The organism is Metabacillus niabensis (assembly GCF_020524345.1).
In the GTDB taxonomy this organism is placed as follows: domain Bacteria; phylum Bacillota; class Bacilli; order Bacillales; family Bacillaceae; genus Metabacillus; species Metabacillus niabensis_B.
In genome coordinates, this window is the sequence record NZ_JAIVLH010000023.1 from 74025 (window position 1) to 90744 (window position 16720).

Here is a 16720-nt window from a genome sequence, read left to right on the forward strand (position 1 = left end):
TCTTGTTTAAAATTAGCCAAAGTAACATGATTATTAGGAATTTTGGGTGGAGCCAAGTCCTAATAAAAAAGCCTAATAGTATAAAAAAATAGCACTCCCTTTTCATTTTACTATTATTTAACCTAAATTTGAAGGTTTTAAATAAGAAAAGTATGTAATTATAATAATAGTCAGACAGAAATGAGGTTAAAGCATGTACAAGGAGATACAAAATATCTTATATGAAATAGAGAAACAAGAAAAAATACACATTTTATTCGCCTGTGAATCTGGAAGTCGAGCATGGAATTTACATGAAAAGAAAAGCGATTATGATATTAGATGCATTTATAAGCATGAAAAAGAGTGGTATTTGCAATTATATGAAGGTCGAGATGTTATAGAAAGTTCGTTTAAATGTTTTGAGGTTGTTGGATGGGATCTCAAGAAGGCCTTGCGATTACTGAATAAGTCAAACCCTACTCTTATGGAATGGCTTTATTCACCTATCATTTATCGAAATAATTTAATGTTTACCGAAGAATTAAAAAGCTTAGCCAGTCAATCGTTTTCACCTTATTCTGTACTTCATCATTATCTTGGTATGGCTAAAAAAAATTACATACGTTTAAAACAAGCTGACAATTGTACAGCTAAAATGTATTTGTCCATCATAAAACCTTTGCAAATTTGTTATTGGATTATTGAAAAAGATGATTTTCCACCTATCGGCTTACACATTTTTTATACAAGTCACGTCACCCAAGACATTGAAGAGGAAATAAAAGAAGTTATTCTTCAGAAACAATCGGGACAAAACTTCTCCTCAAAAACCCTGCTGCATTATATAGAATCAAGCATAAAGACACTAGGAGAATTTGCAAAAGAAAGTCGAAAAAATGATTCAAATATATCAAAGGAATTAACTGATTTTTTTATTAAGATGATCAATTAAGGAAAGGACTCCACCCAAATAAGGAGTCCTCAAGTTGTAGAAGCTTTTCTCTTTACTTTTGGGATATTGTGATAAAAATAATTATACTCATTTTTTAATTCAGTTAATGTCATTTTATTCATTACCTGGCTATTATAAACGCCAATAGCCAGTAGTTTTTGTGAGTAATAGTTTCTTTGCTCCTCAAGTGCAGTTTGTAACATTTTGCTCATAGCACTCAACTCCATTTTATTTTTTACATATTTAAATTTACCTCAAAATTGTTATGTGACAGTTAACGCAATGTTAAGATTTTCTTTAAAGTTATTAAGATTGTATTAATATGATTAAATTTTCAAAACTTTGTCGAGAATAGTTTCAATACCACATGGAGTTGAAACGTATGACAATTAAAGTGATTGCTTTGAAACAACATCTTTCTCAAACAAAGGTTTATTATCTTAATTTAGCAGAACCAAAAAACCAACAACTGTATATGATGATTTTTGAAAAAGGAGAATTATTGACTTTAACCTCCTACAATACACGGAAAGATCAATACGAAGAGGTTACTTCTTTATTCCCGAAATCCTTCCTTCAAAACCTTTCAGAACATATCAATTTTCAAATAAATAGTAAGTCCTATAATGATAAAGAAGACCCACATAGAAAATCTATCCTCTAATGTTATAATCCTCAACTAAATATATGCCCTTTCACCTCTCACTATGTCCCATTTACTTCCGTTGTAAAAAAACCTCACATCTTTTACAAAAATATATTTCCATGTTAGAATTTCTTACATAAGAGAAGTCATTAATGAAAAAACAGGATATACTTGTAAAAAGAAATGTTTAAGGGGTGGAGATATTGAATCATCAAGACCGCTCTTATAAGGATAAAAAGGTGATTTCAATAGGAACAGTAAGCGAACTAACCGGATTAACTTTGAGACAAATTCGTTATTATGAAGAAAGAAAACTAATTGCTCCGTATCGAAATGATCGTGGTACGCGTAAATATTCGTTTTCCGATATTGAAACATTAATGGACATTGCTGATAAACGAGAGGATGGTGTACAAACAACAGAGATCTTAAAAGAAATGCGTTTAAAAGAAAGGAAAAGGGAAAGTGAAGCAGATGTTCGGAAAAAGATGCTTCAAGGTCAGTTAAATGCACAATTCAGATATGGACGTGGAGGACATTGATTACATTAGGCTTCCCACATAGATATGCAGGTGAAATCCCTGATTTTTCTTATATGAACATCCTTAAAAAGGTGATGAAATTAATTAGGAATAGTAAAATAGACGCTACAGTAAATCATCATACCTCCTGTAGCGTTTTTACATATTCACCCCCTCTTTTCAGAACATTTCTCATATACACATTACACCCCCCCATCTTCTACTCCCCAACACAAGATCTGTATCCCACTTACTTTTAGGTTACTACATATAGTATTTCGACTTTTTTTTGCGTAAATAGGAAAAAAAACACAGTAATCTATTTACTTTTTTAAATATTATCAGATAATAAAGGTACTAGGATCATTTTACCTAGATGTTTACTGTGAGGTGTTCATTGTGAAAACACTAGATACCCTAATAGAAGAATATCGAAACAAAATGTTTTTGATTGCCAGAGAAAATGGTTTAAATTCACATCGAACATTAATAGTAAGTCAATACCTAGATGAATTATTGAATATAAAAATGACTGAATGCAAAACTACAAGTAAGCAAATAGAAAAACATTAGAAATCAGATGAATTAAGCAGAAATACATCAATGGGAAACCTTGATGTATTTTTTATCCTATTAGAAATCAGGAGTAAATGCCCCCTATCTTTACACACTAATTTTAGAATTGAATAAAGGAAGTGATATCATTGGATCGTGAAATTGTTTGGTTAAGTATGGGAACACCCTCTACTCTCACTTATAAAGGAAAGGAATTCAAGTCAGGTATCGCAAAAAAGCAAGTAACTGAACTAAAGGTCATGTCAAATGGAATTATCGGTGATGATGTTGAAAATCATGATTTTCATGGCGGTTCTGAACGGGTAATTTGCGTATATGCATATGAACATTATGGATTTTGGGAAAAGCTTTATCAAACTGTACTTCCCAAAGCAGCATTTGGTGAAAATCTAACATTAACTGGAATGACAGAAAAAGATGTATGTGTTGGTGATATTTTTCAAATCGGTGATGCAATTGTTCAGGTTTCTCAGGGGAGATTCCCATGCTCTACTATAAATAAATACACAAACATTCATACCCTTTTAAATAAAATTATTGAACACGGTTACACTGGTTATTTTTTTCGTGTGTTGGAAGAAGGAGTCATTTATTCTAACTCCTCTATTAAATTACTGGAAAAACATTCAGAGGAAATATCCATTAGCACCATCCATCATACTTATTTTCATGAAAAAAATAATATTAAAAAAATTGAATCAATCTTATCATTAGATGTTCTTTCTGAAGAATGGATGGTTAGAATGAAGAAATTACATAAATCGTTAGTAGAAAGTCCCTTTAACTTATAAAGTAGAATCAACATGCTGATTATCGTTCAAACTTACTAACTAATTTTCAAAAAATATCTGGCTTTCACTTATTTACGAGAGAACACCTTCACGTATTTTAAAACATTCAGATAGTACAAAAGATTCTGTTGACTTATCTCTTTACTGTGATATGATTATCCTTGTTTAAAATTAAATTACCATTATCTACTAGGGGAGTCCATTAGCCTGGACTGAGAGAAGAACGCGCTTGAAGTTCTTTGACCCTTTGAACCTGATCTGGATGATACCAGCGTAGGGAAGTGGGAAGAGACTATAAAAAGGGTTTTTGCATGCACCCCTTTTTTATTATTTTTCCTACATCTACCGAACGGGTTCTGAATTTCAGAACCCGTTTTTCTATTCTTCCGTTTCAATCAAGTAGATGAATTTCTAGGAGGAGATTTAGATGAAGATTACGGTAAAGCAACCTTTTCCGGGCAGTAAGAAAATTTATGTACAAGGTAGTCATTCTGACATTCAAGTACCTATGAGGGAAATTTCACAAGGAGAAACGCTTAATACTTTTGAGAAAAAAGAGAATCTACCTATACAGGTATATGATACTAGTGGACCCTATACAGATGAAAATGCTGAAATTAATATTACGGAGGGGCTACGTAGAATAAGACAAAATTGGATTAAAAGTCGACAAGATGTTGAACATTATGTAGGTCGGAAAACAAAACCAGAAGATAACGGGTATAAATCGGCACTTCCCGAAACAATCGATGTATTCCCATCAGAAGCTATAACACCACTTGTAGCTAAAAAAGGCAAAAGAGTTACCCAGCTTCATTATGCACGACAAGGAATTATTACACCAGAAATGGAGTTTATCGCGATTCGTGAACAAATGGATCCTGAATTTGTTCGGAATGAGGTTGCTTGTGGCCGTGCAATTATACCATCAAATATTAATCATCCTGAAAGTGAACCGATGATTATCGGAAAAAACTTTCATGTCAAAATTAATGCAAATATCGGAAATTCTGCAGTTTCCTCTTCAATTGATGAGGAAGTTGAAAAAATGACATGGGCAATTCGCTGGGGTGCAGATACGATTATGGATTTATCAACTGGAAAAAACATTCACACAACAAGAGAATGGATCATACGTAATTCTCCTGTTCCAGTTGGTACCGTACCAATTTACCAGGCATTAGAAAAGGTAAATGGAATTGCCGAGGATTTAACATGGGAAGTATATCGTGACACACTTATTGAACAAGCAGAGCAAGGTGTCGACTATTTCACTATTCATGCAGGTGTGCTTTTGCACTATATCCCTCTTACTGCCACCCGGACAACAGGAATCGTGTCTCGAGGAGGTTCCATTTTGGCCCAATGGTGTTTAGCTCATCATAAAGAAAATTTCTTATATACTCACTTTCGTGAAATATGCGAAATTTTATCAGCATATGATATTGCTATTTCATTAGGTGATGGGTTACGCCCTGGCTCAATTGCTGATGCAAATGATGAAGCACAGTTTGCAGAACTCGAAACACTAGGAGAGCTAACGAAAATTGCTTGGGAGTATGACGTTCAAGTCATGATTGAAGGACCTGGACATGTTCCTATGCACTTAATTAAAGAAAATGTCGAGAAGCAACAAACTATTTGCCAAGAAGCTCCCTTTTATACTTTAGGACCGCTAACAACTGATATCGCCCCAGGCTATGACCATATTACTTCAGCGATAGGGGCAGCCATGATCGGTTGGTTTGGAACTGCGATGTTATGCTATGTGACACCGAAGGAACATCTCGGTTTACCAAATAAAGATGATGTTCGGGAAGGAGTTATTGCTTATAAAATCGCTGCACATGCCGCCGATTTAGCCAAAGGGCATCCGGGTGCGCAACAACGAGATGATGCGCTTTCGAAAGCACGGTTTGAATTTAGATGGCGTGATCAATTCAATCTTTCTCTTGATCCTGAAAGAGCAATGGAATATCATGATGAAACATTACCAGCTGAGGGGGCAAAAACAGCCCACTTTTGTTCAATGTGTGGACCAAAGTTTTGTTCAATGAGAATTTCTCATGATATTAAAAACAAAGTCAATAATCTAGATTCAGATGAAGAAATACGTCAAAAGGGTATGGAAGAAAAAGCAAAGGAATTTGCTGACTGGGGTTCACAAATATACAGATAACATGTTAGGGATTTATTCGCTTGGATAAATCCCGTCCTTCTTCATCTTTTTAGCAGTTTTCTAAGAACCGCCTGAAAAATGGATCCACTCCAACTATATCAAGCGTTCGACCTGAAAACATGTGATCATGTTTCGGACGTCCACTATCCCCATACATTACACCACCATACTGTGATAAAACAGCCTCATCATAGTTATAATATGTACGGCTCTCAAACACATGATAGTGGCCACCATTTTCTAAAGGTATTGCAGGACCCGTTTCTCCATAAAAACGGTGATAATGGTTATTCGTACTCATCGTCACACCTCTAAAGTAATGCCGATGACGGTCAAAGCTATTTCCATTTACAGTTAAAGTAAATCCCTTTAATAAATGATGATGCTCTTTCGATACCGAAGTTTTCGTTTCAAACCGATGTGCGTGATGTGGCTTTACTGTACCTATTTGCAACAAATGAATCCACTCCTTATTTTGTGTTCATTTCTTCATATGAAGTAATAACAAAATAAGTAAGTTGTCCATACTATTCATTTCAAATAAATTATACTTTATTCCGGATATCCTTCTTGGTCCTGAATGATTCCAACATTTTTCATTTTCACTTGTGTATCCACATTAATATCGGCTAATGGATAAATACGTTCCCATTCCTCTATCTTTGCGGATTCCTTTCCTATATGTGAAGCACGGTACCTCAAACCAAACCCGACCGGATCAACTTTTTGCTTCTGAAACAAACGCACTATCTCTTCCATTTGACTTGTCACTTCTTTTTCGATATTTTTTTCATACTCCATTTTTTTCTGATCATTTAATACATCAAATGATTCTTCTACGACTCCACTTATTTCAATATTGAGATCTATGTTTGTTTTCTTATTTTCAGATTTTATTTCATATGTAGTTCGAACCTGATCTGTTGAGAAAACAAAATACGGTGCTTGATTTTCTTTTTCCACTTTTATTTCTGTTTTTGATGTATTATTGGTGATCATATTATAGTACTTTGTTTGCTCCCCTTCCAAAAATAGAACTTGTTTTCCATCAGAAAATACAGCTAACCGGTTTGTTGAAAAACTTTGGTCTTCCGCATCAATAATTGGTAATATCGGATCAATTCCCCGTTCATTACGAAGTCTTATTAATTTATATAAATAAACCGAACTAATATATGGTGTTTCTGTACCTTCATTTCCAAATGTTAAAAACAAAGAATTTGAAGGAAGCCTTTCCCCCATAGGTTTTGCTTCAAGGATTTTTTTTGCACTGGGGCTCCCGATAGCCGTCCATGCAATTTCTTGTATATCTCTTCTTCGGCTAAACCAATCTACAATATTTGATAAATCTTCTTTCACTAACGAACTTCCGAATATAATCATCTTGGCATGACCAAAATCAAGTTCCTTATCAACTTTGGATTTTATCATTCTAACAGCTTCGGATACCGTTTGTGCTGATTCAGTCAAAATCTCAGCTTCATTGCTTCCTGTTTTCACATCACTGCTTGGAACTGCTAGTTTTAAGGAAATTTCATACATATCGTTTTGACCTTTATCTACACCTATTGAAACGACAAAATATCTCTTGTCGATATCTTTGTAACCGCAACCCGATAAAAAGAAGATTGAACATGACACAAACATTACTAGTACTTTTTTCATTTTGCCGGCTTGTCCCTTCTTTTTAAAATGACTTTTAATAAAACGATGCCCAATACTTGTGCAGGTAATAAAATCATCATCCAAACCTTTGCTATCCTACCAACCATCTCAATATCAAGAAAGTATTGGCTTATTAGTCCCAAAAAAGAAAAAACAACCAATATAATCATTGGTGTAAAATCCTTTTTCTTTCTCTTAATACTTGGAAAAATCGATTTTAACTGCTCCATCCCCACATGCCAATGCAATGTTACACTCGCAAGTGAAATATTAATATACAAACCTAAGAATAAAAAACTTACCCGTTCAATAAAACCAAGCTCTATTCTTAAAGCTTCAGTTGTGGCAATCCAAGGAAACGTGTATATTCCTACTCCGTCAAATCCATGCACACCTATAGGTATAAAAAAAGTAGTAACTAAAGTAATTAAACCAAGAAAACTTAAAATAAAAATTGAGAAACCAACTTTCACCTTTTTAAAGTATCGATTAAAAATAACAAGATTTGCATAACCAGTATAAACAAACGATGCTGTTGATATCGTTTCAATATTCGGGATTTCCTGATAATATGTCAGTGCAACACGGGCTGAATCCCAAATAATTTCATCGTTTGTATAAGACTTAAATATGATGAATGCAATAAAAGGGAGGTTTAATAATAAAATGATTTCTATAGCATAAAGAACGTGTTTAGAATGCATTAATGCTCCAAAGAAGATAATAACCAAAAAGGAAATCATCATAACCAGTTCATCTAATTCCGGATTAATATATTGTTTTGAAATATGTGTAAATATGGTTAACGTTACAAAGCCAGCAATAAACCATAATAACCCCTGAAAAAATAGATAAAAAAAACGAAACCATTTATGGGTATACTTTTCGAGAATCTCAGGTATACCCTGTTCCGGAAATTCACTTATATATTTTACAAAAAAGAATATAAGTAACGTTCCAATCGGTAGACTGATAAACATGCCAAGTAAAGCACCCTTACTCCTGTTTTCAATTAAAACAGTTGGAACATATGCAACAATATTTGTAAGCATATTTAAAATGAGCATAATATAAAAGTATCGTTTCGACATCATCAACTTCCTAATCTATTCTTAAACTTCATATGCATTTTTATTTTCTGAATTGTTCTCCATTAAAAAATGCCAAATAAGGTTTGCCAAAGCTATTTAAACTTACCAAATAATAAATGATCCCGATTAAACCAACAATCACTCCGATTAATCCAGTAAAAGTGGAAACTATTAACAGCAAATACTTTGTGACCCGCATTGCGAATCCCATTTCATTAATCGGAATCACAAAATTAGAAATGGCTACTGCGGAAACAATAATAATCATAATATTACTTACCAGACCTGCCTCAGTTGCAGCTTGTCCTAAAATAAGCCCACCAACAGTTGTAGCCGTTGGACCAATCGCTTTAGGTAATCTGATACTGGCTTCTGTTAACAATTCCATCATAATAAGCATAAAAAACACTTCAATATAAGCAGGATATGGCACAGACATTCTGCTGCCAGCAATAGACAATGCCAACTGAACACGAAATAGCTCAGGATTATAAGCTGTTATACCAACATACATTGCCGGCAGTAAAAGGGCTGTCCCCAACCCCAGATATCGTAATAAGACTAAAAATCTTGCAACCCAGGAAGGTAAATAAAGATCATCCATAGAACTCATAAAATCATAGAAAACTGAAGGTAAAATTAACGCAAATCTCGTCCCTTCCATAATGACAATAACCTTACCTTTTGAAAGATTATAAGCGATCCTGTCGGGTCGTTCTGTTATAACAATTGTCGGAAACAGAAACGACTTATACCTAGTTATCATTCTTGATAACTGTGAAACGGATTGTACAACATCTTTATCAATTTCATTCAATCTTTGATAAAGCTCTTGTAATACTTCTTTATCTACTTCTTTCGAATCATAGAGAACCTTTAACCCCATCTGTGATTTCTTTCCAACTCTATAATCATCAAATGCAAGTGATGATTGATGATACCTGTGGCGAATAATATTCATATTTGTTTCCAGGTCTTCACTTAATCCTGTTTGTGGACCTTGAATAGTCGTTTCGATTGTTGTATCAGGTATCGCCTTATTAAGTATTTTTTTAACATCAAGAATGAAATGAAGATGATTTAAAAAAATAAGCACTGAACCTTTTAGCAATAGCTCAACGGGGTTGTCATTTTCCACAATCTTTCGAATTCCCGATAATGATAATAAATAGTCCGCATATCCCCCATTCTCTATTTCCTTATAAAAAGGTACATAAAGATCTTTGTGAATTTTCTCTACATCACAAATGCTGCTTATATACCATAACTCACATACCTTCCCATCGGTTTCAAATATTTGGTTCACCAAATCAGGAGAGCCTGTTAATTCTTTTTTTATTTCATTTATCATTTCTTGCTTAGATTTGAACATAGCTTAAGCTCCCCACCTGCTCTTACTTTAGATTTATCGTTTGCTATAAATGGAAAATCATGCATTAAAACCAAATTATTCACATTCCTTCCTTTTAAATGAATAGATCGAAACATTAAAAACACATACTATCATCATCTATATATGCTGGAGGGAAGGCTAATGAAAAAGTTTTTTGTAGTAAATCTTTTTTTCCTTTGTTTCTTATGTCAAACAACTCAAGCAGCACCACCGCAAGATGAAGTAAACAAAATCCTTTCAGAAGTAAATTGGACACAACAACAATTAACTAATTATCTCGAGTATTATGAATTAACCTTGGAAGATTTTGAAACTGGTGATGACCTGCGTATGATTTTAGGCACAGCAATTACACCAGAAAACTTAGCGGAACTTTTACAACAATATAAAATGAACAGACAAGAATTAGATATTGTTCTGGCTGAATTCGGTGAAAGAATTGAGGATTATTATTTTATTGAGGATCTTGATGTTGCCTTGAATTTTTACTTAGATCATGATGGTGAAATGGCTGAAATCGAAGAATTTTTATCTTTAATCGGGCTAACTGAGGAAGAAGTAGATGCCCTTTTTTCTCACTTTATGGAGTTAGATGAAAAAAGACTTGAACAACAGATGGAAACTATTATATCCCGATTAGATCCTTACTTAACGATGGACGATATGACTGTATTATCAGAAGCACAGCAGGATGAAATGATCGGTCTCTTTCAAGAGATTATGAATGCATTAAATCTAAAAGCCCAATTTACGTTGGTAGATAACAATGATGTCGAAACCAACGTCACATTCAAGCAATTAATGAATATGGAGGAATTGTATAATAATGACCTACTTATTACTCTCTATAGTCTTCAAGGAGAACTTATTTTAGATATGCGATTATCCGAAGATATGCTTAGCTCAGAATTTTTTATTGAATCAGGAATTGAATTTGCAAAGCTAGGAGATTTAGCAGGAGAATTAACGAATATACTCCATGATCGTCTACCTGATACAGCCTCAACTATATGGTTAAGTTTGATAATCGGTTTCATTCTAGTAGGTGTTGGTGTTAACGGTATCTTGTTTATAAGAAGGGGAAGACAGGTGGGGTAAAATGATCACTCGTTTTGTTTCATTTCTTTCCTTTGGGTTCATAATTGTTGGATGCAGTTTCATTATCTATCAATCCTATTGGCTATTAAATATGTTTCTATCGGTTGAACAGGATGTTCATGCACCTTATTCAAAGCCTGGTATAGGGAAAGCATTTCAGACAGTGACTTCACTTCCTGTAGAAGAAGGTGAAAAAATCGGTATCCTCTCCATTCCAAAACTTGAGAAGACTCTACCTATTTATGAAGGAGTAGGTGAAGACATACTAAAGAAAGGAATTGGTCATATTCCTTCTACACCCCTACCCGGTCAACAAAGTAATGCAGTATTATCTGGTCACCGAGATACATTCTTTCGTGGGCTTGATCGTTTAAAAACAGGAGATTCCCTCCTTGTAACAAGTAATAATAAAACATATCTTTTTAAAATTAAGAAAATACGAATTGTGGATAAGAATGACCAAACCGTTATCGTTCCAAAGCCAAGAAGCACATTAACACTTACAACTTGTTATCCTTTCACTTTTATCGGCCCTGCACCTCAACGATATATTATTGAAGCACAACTACTTACAAAGCCAAAGATCGAACAATAGTGTAGATAAGAACTGACAATAGCTTTTTTCTTAGTAAACTTCATATCGAACATTTATAAATTTATCATACACATCAAAGTAGCTTAGGAGGATACAAAGAATGACACAAAAGGAACAACTATCTATTTTTGCATTAGGCGGTGTGAACGAAATTGGAAAAAACATGTATGTTGTTCAATACTCGAACGAAATTTTCATCATTGATTGTGGAGGAAAATTTCCTGATGAAAGTTTATTAGGAATAGATTTAATTATTCCTGATCTCTCTTATTTAGAGGCAAACCAAGATAAAATTAAAGCGCTTATTGTTACACATGGTCATGAAGATCATATTGGTGGTATCCCCTATTTCCTAAAAAAATTGAATGTTCCTATTTATGGAACTCGTTTTACATTAGGCTTGATTGAATTAAAATTGATAGAGCATAACCTTTTAAGAGATACTGAACTGATACAAATTGACTCTACATCCCAAATTCCATTTGAGAAAGTAAATGTGAGTTTTTTTAAAACAAATCACAGTATCCCAGATTGCTTAGGAATTGTATTTCATACACCTGAAGGAAATGTTGTTCACACAGGTGATTTTAAATTTGATTTAACTCCTGTGAATAACCAACATTCAGATATTCACAAAATGGCTGAAATTGGGAGGCAAGGCGTTTTAGTACTCTTATCTGAGAGTACTAATGCAGAGCGTTCAGGCTTAACTCCTTCTGAAAGAATGGTTGGCGAGCACATGGATGAAGCGTTTATGAAGGCAAACCGAAAGGTAATCGTTTCTACATTTGCTTCCAATGTAAACAGAGTTCAGCAAGTGGTCGATGCTGCAAGGAAAACAAACCGAAAACTTGCCTTATTAGGTAGAAGTATGGTAAATGTCATCGACGTTGCTATGGAGCGTGGGTATGTAAATATCCCTGAAGGAATGTTGATACAACCACAGCAAATTCATGAACTTGAACCTGAAAATGTAGCCATTCTTTGTACAGGAAGCCAAGGGGAGCCGATGGCCGCACTCGCCCGCCTTTCGACCGCAAATTACCGCGATGCAGAAATACTTGCTGGTGATACGGTTATTTTAGCAGCATCTCCTATTCCAGGTAACGAACGAAATGTATCACGGATTATTGACAACTTATTTTCATTGGGGGCAAAAGTTATCTATGGATCTGGTAGCTCAACAGGTATGCATGTGTCAGGTCATGGGTATCAAGAGGACCTAAAGCTAATGCTTACCTTAATGATGCCGAAATACTTCATTCCAATCCACGGCGAGTACAGAATGCTTCATCAACATCAACTGTTAGCTGAATCGGTGGGAGTAGAAAAAGATCATACATTCATTGTCAACTTAGGTGATGTTGTTGACATTGTCGGTCAACAGGCTTATCAGACAAGAAAAGTTCCAGCGGGTAATACATATGTCGACGGTATAGGTGTCGGAGATGTAGGTGACATTATTTTACGGGATCGCAAACAACTTTCAGAGGATGGAATGCTTGTCATCGTTGTTACACTAAGTAAAACAGATCGTAGTATCATTTCTGGTCCAGACACAATATCAAGGGGATTTGTATACGCCAGAGATTCTGAAGCACTATTAAAGGATGTCAATCGTCATGTTGAAAGGATTGTAAAAGATCTGCAAAAAGAACGAGTACATCAATGGAATATCATGAAACAAAACATCAAGAAAACACTTGGACAATATCTTTATAAACATACGAAAAGGAAGCCAATGATTCTTCCAATTATTATTGAAGTATAAAGAGACGGTTATACCGCCTCTTTTCTTCGCTATACATCTTGACTTTCCCAGACTTTCATTTTATAATATTACACTGTTTGTTATTAGCACTTATTATCTAGTCTAATAAAATCGTGAAATCAGATAAATGAGAGGAGTGGAGGAGATGTATAAACTACTTGAAGCCGATCATCATTCTAAAAATCCTGATGTATTAAAGGAAGAATTAGAGGATCTGGAGTTTCAGGTATTTCGCATGCAAGATAATTTAAAAGAGATTGCGAAAAAAAGTAAAGTTTTAGGTGTTGACCAAGCAAATGATGAAAAGCTTGTGATTGTTTACACACCAGAAGACGATCAATCATGTAAAATTATGTTATGTGATTGTGAAACATCTTATAAAGGAAATTGGGATTTTTCAATTCAGGCAACATATGTTGATGAAAGTACAATTCATATCGGTGACATAAAAGGGCCTGCAAATAAAGGCTACGGTACAATCTGTATGGAGTATTTAAAAGAGCTGGCAATTGAACAAAACATACCAAAAATTACCGGCGATATCGCTGAAAGAGACTGGGACCATGTGGATCGACTTGTTCATTTTTATGAAAAAAATGATTTTTACGTAAAAGTAAATGACAAAGACAAGTCAGGCGAAATCATGTGGATATCAAATCTATAATAATAGGAATGGATCATTTTGAATCAGTTTACGTCTTCACCTGAATTAAAATGATCTATTTTTGTATACATAAAAATTAAATTCAATGAATCTTTACGTTATTTCTTATAAAAACATTTTCAAAAATGAAACCTTCTTATATTATAATCGTATTACATACATGTATCACATTCAATAGTGATGCTATAACCTACTAGGAGGAAATCAACAACATGTTTAAAAAATTATTTTCAGCAATGTTAGCACTTACTTTACTTCTTACCCCTGTTGGCGGCTTTATGTTAGGAGACCAAATGACAACTGTCCAAGCAAAAGGCTACAAATCAGGAAAAAAGTCTTTTAATTCAAACACAAATTCAAACAGTCCTTCATTATTTAAAAAGGAAGATTCTCAACAAAAATCTTCAACAACAAAAAGCACAACAACAAAGCCTAAAACTGGCGGTATCATGAAAGGCTTATTTTTAGGTGGACTAGCAGGTCTATTACTTGGCGGATTATTATCGAATCTTGGAGTTTTAGGTTCCATCATTGGCCTATTTATCAATGTGTTAGCCATTTTAGCAGTTATCATGATTATTCGTAAGATCTTCACTTATTTTATGAAAAAACGAAAAGCTAAGGAAGAAGAAGCATGGGGCAAATAAAAGTTTCGGAGCAAGATATTGTAAATGCATTATGTTTACACATTGCCCATAAAAGACAAATTAGCCCACAAGAGGTTGAAATCGAATTAATGTATGATGATGATTATGGTTTTTCTGCTGAAGCTTATGTGAATGACCGCAAGCAGGTATTGATTACAGCAAATTTAATTGAAGCTTTAAGATTCTGGCTCGAAAATGAATTGAATATTGATCCATTTTCAGCTGCAATTGAACTGCTTTTAGATGATAATGAAGGAATTATAGCCTATATAAAATAAAAACAGAGTCAGACTCTGTTTTTATTTTTTCCTGTTAAATCTGCTATACTGTAATAGTCTAACTTTTATCAAAGGAGCTAATGATATATGAGATCCCCGAAAGGACTTCTTATCGGTTCAATAATTACAGATATTGTTTTAATAATCTATCTTTTTACTTTAATAGAAGAAATCGGAATAGGCTTTGTTATATTACTATCAGCTTTACTTATAGGAGCCACATTTCTTACCTATAAATTAACCTCAAAGATATAAATGTGTTAATCATTCATTTCTGATAGAACATAGCAGTAAAGTAGTTTGGCTGTATGTTTTAATGAAGAAGTGTGAGTTCTTTCAAAAGCATGTGAAGCATCAATTCCTGGTCCAATTAATCCGTGTACAAGGTCATGACCTGAGCGGATAGCTGCTGAAGCATCTGAACCATAGTATGGGTAGATATCAACTTTGTATTCAATATTATGCTGATTCGCAAGTTCTACTAATTTTTTTCTTAACCCATAATGGTACGGCCCGCTTGAGTCCTTTGCACAAATCGATACCGTATACTCATCTGTTGCTTGCCCGTCACCTATCGCTCCCATATCTACTGCTAAATATTCTATTGTTTCAGTCGGTATGTTTGAGTTACCTCCATAACCAATTTCCTCATTATTTGAAATAAGAAAATGGGTCGTATATGGAAGTTCGATCGATTCAACCGATATTTTCTTAATTAAGTCTAATAATAAAGCTACACTGGCTTTATCATCCAAGTGACGGGATTTAATAAAACCACTTGTTGTGATTTCGACTCGTGGGTCAAATGAAATAAAGTCTCCAACTTCTATACCTAGTTCACGGACATCTTGAGCATTATGTACGCATTCATCAATCCTAACTTCCATATTTTTCTGATTTCTCTCCAACTTCCCTGCTTCCTTATAAACATGGACAGATGTTTGATGCATTAAGATCGTTCCAGTATAAACTTGACCATTTGATGTTTCTATCTGACAATATTCACCTTCAATTGAGTTATAATTAAAACCTCCGATAAGATCAAGCATTAATCGTCCATTGGATTTAATATCTTTTACGATTGCACCTAATGTATCGACATGAGCAGTGAGCATCCGGTGTTGACTATCAATTTTTCCCGGTATTGTAACAATTAGCCCACCTTTATGATTTCTTTTCATTTTCACCTGTAAATCTCTAAGATACGATTCCACAAATGAAATTACTTTTTCAGTATTTCCTGAAGGACTTGGAATTTCCACTAATTTCTTTATTAATTGAAGTGTTTCTTTCATGAACATATCTCCTCCTTTTTCATCATGTTGAATTATATTGTAACGCAGATTGGTAAAGAAACAAATTATTCAATTGTCATGATTATATTCCTTCTTGCGATTTCCCTTTTCCCACATGAAATTACTGTACCGGATAATTTTTCTAGTTAAGGGAAACATTATAAATAGTTTTGATTTAATGTAAAAGGAGATATTGTCATGGACTTACATCATAATATGGAATTTAAACTAAGCGGAAACTTCCTACCGAATATCAGTAATTCCGATAAGCTGAAAATAGTGGAAATCTCTGATAAAAGTATTGTTATCCAAATGAATAACTCAAAAAGAAGAGGTGTTTTCCCAAAAGACAGTTTCCATTACTGGATTAATCGAAAATCACTAATCGCAATACAAGAAGACGAGAAAAAAACATCTTAAACATTAAAGCACAAAAAAGGACCTGAGAAATCAGGTCCTCAGCTTGTAGAGAAAGTGGGTGTTTTTCTCTACAAGCTTTTTTATTTTCTTAAAATGTTCTTATAAAGATTAATAAATTTCCTAAGATAACCAAAGAAAAAGCTTCTCACACACCTA

Annotated in this window: 20 protein-coding genes and 1 riboswitch; of the genes, 14 read left to right on the plus strand and 6 right to left on the minus strand. The window is 34.1% G+C overall.

Going from position 1 to position 16720, the window contains the following annotated elements; translation table 11 throughout:
• The first annotated feature begins 193 nt into the window (after window positions 1–193).
• Complete coding sequence (locus LC095_RS21535) at window positions 194–934, plus strand: DNA polymerase beta superfamily protein (RefSeq protein ID WP_226530124.1); 741 nt, start codon at window positions 194–196, stop codon at window positions 932–934.
• Window positions 935–963: 29 nt separating this feature from the next.
• Here the strand turns inward: LC095_RS21535 and fbpA are convergent, their stop codons facing one another.
• Entirely contained in the window at window positions 964–1146 is a 183-nt protein-coding gene (gene fbpA / locus LC095_RS21540) for a Fur-regulated basic protein FbpA (protein ID WP_226530125.1), read from the minus strand.
• 170 nt (window positions 1147–1316) lie between these two features.
• On the opposite strand from fbpA, the gene LC095_RS21545 reads away from it, so the two are divergent.
• From LC095_RS21545 to thiC, 5 genes are all read left to right on the plus strand, one after another.
• Window positions 1317–1598, plus strand: coding sequence for a hypothetical protein (locus LC095_RS21545; protein ID WP_226530126.1), 282 nt, complete (start codon window positions 1317–1319; stop codon window positions 1596–1598).
• A gap of 185 nt (window positions 1599–1783) precedes the next feature.
• A complete protein-coding gene (locus tag LC095_RS21550) occupies window positions 1784–2122 on the plus strand; it encodes a MerR family transcriptional regulator (RefSeq protein ID WP_034332213.1) in 339 nt (112 codons plus the stop codon).
• 378 nt (window positions 2123–2500) lie between these two features.
• Window positions 2501–2674: an aspartyl-phosphate phosphatase Spo0E family protein gene (locus tag LC095_RS21555; protein WP_226530127.1), complete on the plus strand. Its 174-nt coding sequence runs from the start codon at window positions 2501–2503 to the stop codon at window positions 2672–2674.
• Window positions 2675–2805: 131 nt separating this feature from the next.
• Complete coding sequence (locus tag LC095_RS21560) at window positions 2806–3468, plus strand: MOSC domain-containing protein (protein WP_226530128.1); 663 nt, start codon at window positions 2806–2808, stop codon at window positions 3466–3468.
• A 181-nt stretch (window positions 3469–3649) separates the two neighbouring features.
• A riboswitch (TPP riboswitch) is annotated at window positions 3650–3765 on the plus strand.
• A gap of 130 nt (window positions 3766–3895) precedes the next feature.
• Window positions 3896–5647: a phosphomethylpyrimidine synthase ThiC gene (thiC, locus tag LC095_RS21565; protein WP_226530129.1), complete on the plus strand. Its 1752-nt coding sequence runs from the start codon at window positions 3896–3898 to the stop codon at window positions 5645–5647.
• Between the two features lie 49 nt (window positions 5648–5696).
• Here thiC and LC095_RS21570 read toward each other — a convergent pair whose 3' ends face one another.
• From LC095_RS21570 to LC095_RS21585, 4 genes are all read right to left on the minus strand, one after another.
• A complete protein-coding gene (locus LC095_RS21570) occupies window positions 5697–6104 on the minus strand; it encodes a YmaF family protein (RefSeq protein ID WP_226530130.1) in 408 nt (135 codons plus the stop codon).
• Between the two features lie 95 nt (window positions 6105–6199).
• Complete coding sequence (locus LC095_RS21575; protein ID WP_226530131.1) at window positions 6200–7312, minus strand: Ger(x)C family spore germination protein; 1113 nt, start codon at window positions 7310–7312, stop codon at window positions 6200–6202.
• Entirely contained in the window at window positions 7309–8403 is a 1095-nt protein-coding gene (locus LC095_RS21580; RefSeq protein WP_226530132.1) for a GerAB/ArcD/ProY family transporter, read from the minus strand. The genes LC095_RS21575 and LC095_RS21580 overlap by 4 nt, the downstream gene beginning before the upstream one ends.
• Window positions 8404–8443: 40 nt before the next feature.
• The gene (locus LC095_RS21585) at window positions 8444–9775 is read right to left on the minus strand and encodes a spore germination protein (protein WP_226530133.1); all 1332 of its coding nucleotides are present in this window, start codon (window positions 9773–9775) and stop codon (window positions 8444–8446) included.
• Between the two features lie 162 nt (window positions 9776–9937).
• Between LC095_RS21585 and LC095_RS21590 the strand changes: the two genes are divergently transcribed.
• The 7 genes from LC095_RS21590 to LC095_RS21620 all read left to right on the plus strand — a co-directional run bounded on the left by LC095_RS21590 (window position 9938) and on the right by LC095_RS21620 (window position 15104).
• Window positions 9938–10894, plus strand: a complete 957-nt coding sequence (locus LC095_RS21590) for a processed acidic surface protein (protein ID WP_226530134.1) — start codon at window positions 9938–9940, stop codon at window positions 10892–10894.
• A gap of 1 nt (window position 10895) precedes the next feature.
• Complete coding sequence (locus LC095_RS21595) at window positions 10896–11489, plus strand: class D sortase (RefSeq protein WP_226530135.1); 594 nt, start codon at window positions 10896–10898, stop codon at window positions 11487–11489.
• A 100-nt stretch (window positions 11490–11589) separates the two neighbouring features.
• Window positions 11590–13260 (plus strand): ribonuclease J, encoded by a 1671-nt coding sequence (locus LC095_RS21600; protein WP_226530136.1) that lies wholly within the window; start codon window positions 11590–11592, stop codon window positions 13258–13260.
• Between the two features lie 145 nt (window positions 13261–13405).
• A complete protein-coding gene (locus LC095_RS21605; protein WP_226530137.1) occupies window positions 13406–13924 on the plus strand; it encodes a hypothetical protein in 519 nt (172 codons plus the stop codon).
• Window positions 13925–14136: 212 nt separating this feature from the next.
• On the plus strand, window positions 14137–14571 hold the full coding sequence (locus LC095_RS21610; RefSeq protein WP_226530138.1) for a hypothetical protein: 435 nt from the start codon (window positions 14137–14139) through the stop codon (window positions 14569–14571).
• Window positions 14559–14849, plus strand: coding sequence for a YxcD family protein (locus LC095_RS21615; protein ID WP_226530139.1), 291 nt, complete (start codon window positions 14559–14561; stop codon window positions 14847–14849). The genes LC095_RS21610 and LC095_RS21615 overlap by 13 nt, the downstream gene beginning before the upstream one ends.
• 87 nt (window positions 14850–14936) lie before the next feature.
• Window positions 14937–15104: a hypothetical protein gene (locus LC095_RS21620; RefSeq protein ID WP_226530140.1), complete on the plus strand. Its 168-nt coding sequence runs from the start codon at window positions 14937–14939 to the stop codon at window positions 15102–15104.
• A 5-nt stretch (window positions 15105–15109) separates the two neighbouring features.
• On the opposite strand, the gene LC095_RS21625 is transcribed toward LC095_RS21620, so the two are convergent.
• Entirely contained in the window at window positions 15110–16144 is a 1035-nt protein-coding gene (locus tag LC095_RS21625) for a M42 family metallopeptidase (RefSeq protein ID WP_413467527.1), read from the minus strand.
• 198 nt (window positions 16145–16342) lie between these two features.
• Between LC095_RS21625 and LC095_RS21630 the strand changes: the two genes are divergently transcribed.
• The gene (locus LC095_RS21630) at window positions 16343–16564 is read left to right on the plus strand and encodes a hypothetical protein (protein WP_026559995.1); all 222 of its coding nucleotides are present in this window, start codon (window positions 16343–16345) and stop codon (window positions 16562–16564) included.
• The last annotated feature ends 156 nt before the right edge of the window (window positions 16565–16720 follow it).